Here is a 5,671-nt window from a genome sequence, read left to right on the forward strand (position 1 = left end):
CAACAGCGGTGGCGGCGGTGGCGGGAGCGGGGCCAACACCCTCGCCTACGCTCGCGGGAGCCACTCCGCGACGCTCGACCCGCAGAACTCCACCAGCGGCGAGGTCGCGAAGGTCACCGAACAGATCTACGACACCCTGATCAACTTCAAACCCGGGAAGTCGACGCTCACGAAGGGCTTGGCGACCGACTGGAACCTCGAGGGGACGACCGCGACCCTCACCCTCCGTGAGGACGCGGTCTTCGACAACGGCGAGACGTTCACCGCCGACGACTTCGTGGCCACCTACCGGCGCTTCACGGATTCGAGCTACCAGTACTACCCGGGCGACGACTACGTCTCGGGCTACGGGCCGTTCACCCTCGGCAACTGGATCGACGACATCTCGACGAAGGGCAAGAACGAGCTCACGATCGAGCTCACCCAGAAGTACGCGCCGTTCCTCCGGAACCTCGCGATGTTCGCGGCGTCGGTGCACTCGAAGAAGGCCATCGAGTCCGAGCGCGACCTCGCGAAGAAACCGGTCGGGACGGGGCCGTTCAGCCTCGAGAACCTCGACGACGCGAACGAGGTCATCCGGCTGTCGGCCCACAAGCAGTACTGGGGGCAGGGCCCGAACGTCGACGGCGTGGTCTTCGAGACCATCGGCCAGAACTCGACGCGTGCACAGTCGCTGGCCGAAGGCGAGGTCGACATCGTCGACGGGTTGGGGGCCCAGTCCTCCCAGCAGCTCCAGTCGGCCGACGCGGCCGAGCTCCGCCAGATCGACGGCATCAACGTCGGCTACATGGCGTTCAACATGGCGTCGGTGAAGCCCTTCCAGAACAAGAAGGTCCGCCAGGCGATCAGCTACGCGATCAACACCAAGGCGATCGTCGAGAACATCTACTCGGGCTTCGCGAGCCAGGCCTCCCAGCCGCTGCCGCCGAACGTGATGGGTCACAACGGGAGCATCGACCCCTACGCCTACGACACCGAGAAGGCCCAGTCGCTGCTGGAGGAGGCGGGCTACGGCGACGGCTTCAGCTTCGAGCTCTCGACGTTCAAGAACCCACGGGGCTACAACCCCTCGCCGCTCCCGACGGCCCAAACCGTGAAATCGAACCTCTCGGAGGTCGGGATCGAGGTCTCGGTCAACCAGATGTCGTTCGACCCGTTCCTGACCTACACCCAGGAGGGCAAACACGACGCGTGTTTCCTCGGCTGGTACACCGACAACGCCGACCCGGACAACTTCATGTACGTTCTCCTGGACCCACAGGTCGAGGAGGACAAGCTCACCCAGGGCCAGGATTGGGTGAGCTTCGACACCGAGGGCTACAACACCTCCAACGTCTCGGGCTGGGCCAACCGGGACTACATGACCCTCGTCGGGGACGCCCAGTCAACCTACGACACGGCCACCCGGAAGAAGAAGTACAAACAGGCCAGCCAGATCGCCCACGACGAGGCACCGTGGGTCTTCATGGACTACGCGAAGGAACTCCGCGGGGTCAACAACCGCGTGAGCAACTACACCCCCGCCGCGATCAGCGGGCCCTACCTCAACCTCGTCACGCTCGATGGGTGAGCCACGCGGTGCACACGCGCTCTACGGGGTGGCCGCCTGATGGTCTCGGTGCGCTTCATCGCCAAGCGTCTGTTGTTGCTCGTCCCGGTGCTGTTCGGGGTGGCGACGGTGGTCTTCGCCATCCTCCAGCTCTCGCCGGGCAACCCCGCACGGGTGATCGCGGGTCAGCGCGCCTCGCAGGCGTTCGTGAATCAGGTCGAACAGCAGCTCGGGCTCGACGACCCGATATGGGTGCAGTACGGTCGCTTCCTCGCCGACGTCGCGCAGTTCGACCTCGGTCAGTCGTACACCATCCAGCGCAACACGCCGGTGACGACGATCCTCGCCAACAAGCTGCCGGTGACGATCGAGCTCGCCTTCTACGGCCAGCTCATCGGTATCCTGCTCGGGATCCCGTTGGGGATCATCAGCGCAGTCAACCAGGACACCATCACCGACCACCTCACCAGAGTGGGTGCCCTCTCCGGGATCAGCATCCCGATCTTCTGGAGCGGCCCGCTCGTCATCCTAGTGTTCTCGCAGGTGCTCGGTTGGCTCCCCACCAGCGGCCGGATCGACTCCCAGGCCTTCTCGATCGAGCCCATCACGGGGCTGATCACGGTGGATACGTTCATCCAGGGCGTCCAGCAAACGGTCACGACGGGTTTCGACCCCGCGAACTTCGCGCCGTTCTTCTCGGCGGTGGACCACATGATCCTGCCGGCGCTCACGATCGGGATCTACTCGATGGCGCTGATCTCGCGGATGATGCGGTCGTCGATGCTCGAGGTCATCAGGCAGGACTACATGCGCACCGCGCGGGCGAAGGGCCAGGGTGCGAAGATCACGATCATGAAACACGGGCTCCGCAACGCGCTGATCCCCGTCATCACCGTGATCGGGATCCAGTTCGGCTCGCTGCTCGGCGGTGCGGTGCTCACCGAGACGGTGTTCGGGATCGGCGGTATCGGCACCCTCCTGGTACAGGCGATCGAGGTGGGCGACTACCCCGTGGTGCAGGGCACGGTGCTGGTGTTCGCGTTCCTCTTCACGCTCGTGAACCTCGGCGTCGACATCACCTACTCCGTGCTCGATCCGAGGATCCAGCAATGAACGTCCCCACTGAAACGGAGGGGGCGCGATGAGCACCGAAACCGAGGTGGGGGCCACCAAGTCGCGGGGGCTCTTCGACCGCCTTCGGGCGTCGCCGTTCCTCTCGGACCTCCTCTCGAATCGGCTGGCGCTCGCGGGGCTCACCATCATCGTCGTGATGGTCGTGGTCGCGCTCTACGCCAAGCTGTTCATCGGCCTCGAAGCCATCTCACTCACCCAGTTCGGTCAGAACCCGCCGCGCCAGGCACCCGGCTGGTGGGTCCACCTCTTCGGGGATCCGAGTGCGACCCTCCAGCCCGTCGGCTTCCTGGACTACCCGTTCGGCACCGACGGCCAGGCCCGTGACATCTTCCCGCGCGTGCTCTACGGCGCGTGGTACGCCATGCTCTACGGCACGATCACGGTGGGGATCTCGACGGTCGCCGGCGTGGGGCTCGGGATCGTCGCGGCCTACTTCGGCGACATCACCGACAACGTCGTGATGCGGACGATGGACGTCCTGCTCGCGTTCCCCTCGCTCCTGCTCGCGCTCGCGCTGGTCGCCATCTTCCCCGACGACCTCGGGCTCTGGCGGGCGGTCGCGGCGCTCACGCTGGTCTACACCCCGCGGTTCGCCCGCGTGATCCGCGGCGCGGCGCTCGCGGTGCTCGAAGACGAGTACGTCGACGCCACCGAGTCGCTCGGCGCGACGAGCCCCCGGATCATCGTCCGGCACATCCTGCCGAACTGTCTCGCGCCCATCACGGTCCAGAGCACCCTCAACTTCGGGCTGGCGATCATCGACCTCGCCGCGCTCTCGTTCCTCGGGTTCGGTGCGGCCACCGGTACGCCCTCGTGGGGCCTGATGCTCTCGAACGGCGTGGACCAGGGGCTGCTCACCGGGCAGTGGTGGTGGTCGTTCTTCCCTGGCCTCCTGCTCGCGCTCACCGTGCTCGGGTTCAACTTGCTCGGGGACGGGATGCGCGACGCACTCGACCCCCGGATGCGCGAGGCCATCGACTGAGGTGGACCTCCAGGAATGGCTCCTCGTTCGAGCCCGCCTTCTCGGCACCGCCGCGGCGGTCGGTGTCCTCGCCGGCGGCCTCGCCGTGCTCGGCCTCTCGTTTCTCAGAAACCTCGATTTCGCCAGCACGCAGACGTTCGCGGTCGGCGCGCTCGTGCTCGGTTTCGGCGTGCTCGGCTGGTCGGGGTCGGTGCTCGCGGGCCGCGGTATCGAGTCGCTTCAGACCTATCTCGACGCCGACTCTGACTGGACCGAGGCGGATTCACGGCGCGCCATGACACGGATTTCGGGGTTCGGGGCGGGCGTGATGGTCGGCGTCGTCGTGGTGACGGTCGCCATCGGGTAAGCAGAGCACCCGCCTCAATGAACCGTTATCCGACAGGAACCCCTCCTCGAATCGATGAGCCGTCAGATCCTCCTCGGGGCCAGCGTGGTATCGGTCACCGTCGGGGTGGCACTCCTCGTCCGACCCGCCACCACGGATCGACACCGGGACGTCGGCTCGCTCGCCGGCGCGTCGGTACCGGGTACGTTCGGCACCGCGACGACCCGCCTCAACGGTGTCGTCCTCGTTCTCGTCGGCTTGGTGCTCCTCGTCTCGTCTCTCACCGACTGAGACGAACGTTTTCGCCGCCCGCCTCGCCGAAGCGCTCGCCGTCCTCGTCCCGTTCGTAGACCGTCTCCCCGCGAACCATCGTCAGTTTCGGGAAGACGCCGTTCCGGCCCTCGAACGGGGTCCAGCCGGCCTTCGAGTAGCGTTCCTCGCCACGGATCTCGAGCGGCGAGTCGGGGTCGACCAGCACGAGGTCGGCGTCCCGACCTGCCTCGACCCGGCCCTTCCGCGGGAGGTCGAAGACGGCGGCGGGGTTCGCGGCCGTGAGGTCGCGGACGCGTTCGTAGCTCAGGCGATTCTGACGGGCTTCCTCCAGTAGGAGTGGGAGCGCGGTCTCGACGCCCGGCACCCCGCTCGGAGCGTCCCAGATCCCTGCGTTCTTCTCGGCGCGGGTGTGGGGTGCGTGGTCGGTCGCGATCACGTCGACCGTCCCGTCCCGAACGCGGTCGTAGACCGCGGCCCGCCGTTCCTCGCTCCGGAGTGGGGGATTCATCCGCCCGAAGGTGCCCAGGTCGTCGAGGTCGTCGCGCGAGAGCAGGAGGTGGTGGGGTGTGACCTCGCAGGTCATCCCCGCCTCGTGGGCGGCGTCGACGCCTTCAGGAGTACTCGTGTGGGCGATGTGCACCCCCGAGCCAACCTCCCGACCGACCGCACACGCGCGCTCGACGGCGACGGCCTCGGCCTCGGCGGCTCGGTAGGCGCTCCAGGCGTCGGCGTCGTCGCGCTCGGTCGCACTTTCGTCGAATAGGGTCGCATCCTCGGCGTGGACGGTCACGGGGACCTCGTGGTCGGCGGCCTCGCGGGCAGCTGTTGTGAACAGATCGGCGTCGATACCCATCTCACCCGTGGAGTCGGCGAGGAACACCTCGCCGAGCGCGAACAGCGGCCGCTCGAACAGTTCCTCGGGGTGCCAGTCGGGCGTGACGCCGCCGTTGATCCCGAAATCCACGAGCGAGTCGGCCGCGAGGTCGGCCTTCGCGTCGAACCCCTCCCCCGTGACCGTCGGCGGCTCCGTGTTCGGCTGGTCGACGACCGTGGTGACCCCGCCCGCTGCCGCCGACCGGCTTCCCGTGGCCCAGGTCTCCTTCTCGGGGAATCCCGGCTCCCGGAAGTGGACGTGGGTGTCGATCATCCCCGGCAGGAGGAGGTCGCCGTCGGCGTCGATCACCCGCTCGTCGGCGCGCGGGTCGAGGCCGCCCTCGACGGCGGCGATCCGTTCGCCGTCGACGCGGACGTCGCGCCGGCGGCCGTCGGCGAGCGTCGCGTTCGTGATGAGCATACCGCAGTCACCGCGTCCGCGGGCCTAAGCCTCCCGGTCGCCGGTCGTCTTCCCTCCACCTTCGACGAGCGCCGTCTCGACCGCCCGCACGACGGCTCCCGGCTCGCTCTCCCC

The 5,671-nt window shown here is 67.5% G+C and carries 6 protein-coding genes; 5 read left to right on the top strand and 1 reads right to left on the bottom strand.

From position 1 onward, the window contains the following. The 5 genes from D3261_RS19190 to D3261_RS19210 all read left to right on the top strand — a co-directional run. On the top strand, positions 1-1,570 hold a 1,570-nt coding region (locus tag D3261_RS19190; RefSeq protein ID WP_147465007.1), incomplete at its 5' end, for an ABC transporter substrate-binding protein. A gap of 39 nt (positions 1,571-1,609) precedes the next feature. Then, entirely contained in the window at positions 1,610-2,662 is a 1,053-nt protein-coding gene (locus D3261_RS19195) for an ABC transporter permease (RefSeq protein WP_120075182.1), read from the top strand. A gap of 28 nt (positions 2,663-2,690) precedes the next feature. Continuing rightward, positions 2,691-3,665 (top strand): ABC transporter permease, encoded by a 975-nt coding sequence (locus tag D3261_RS19200; protein ID WP_120075184.1) that lies wholly within the window; start codon positions 2,691-2,693, stop codon positions 3,663-3,665. Position 3,666: 1 nt separating this feature from the next. Further along, complete coding sequence (locus D3261_RS19205) at positions 3,667-4,011, top strand: hypothetical protein (RefSeq protein WP_120075186.1); 345 nt, start codon at positions 3,667-3,669, stop codon at positions 4,009-4,011. A gap of 54 nt (positions 4,012-4,065) precedes the next feature. Further along, positions 4,066-4,281 carry a hypothetical protein gene (locus D3261_RS19210; RefSeq protein ID WP_120075187.1) on the top strand — a complete coding sequence of 72 codons (216 nt, stop codon included), beginning with the start codon at positions 4,066-4,068 and terminating at the stop codon, positions 4,279-4,281. Here D3261_RS19210 and D3261_RS19215 read toward each other — a convergent pair. Then, positions 4,271-5,557: a dihydroorotase gene (locus tag D3261_RS19215; protein WP_120075189.1), complete on the bottom strand. Its 1,287-nt coding sequence runs from the start codon at positions 5,555-5,557 to the stop codon at positions 4,271-4,273. The two genes, D3261_RS19210 and D3261_RS19215, sit on opposite strands and share 11 nt — an antisense overlap. Positions 5,558-5,671: the final 114 nt, after the last annotated feature.

Source organism: Halococcus sp. IIIV-5B (assembly GCF_003602035.1).
GTDB lineage: Archaea > Halobacteriota > Halobacteria > Halobacteriales > Halococcaceae > Halococcus > Halococcus salsus.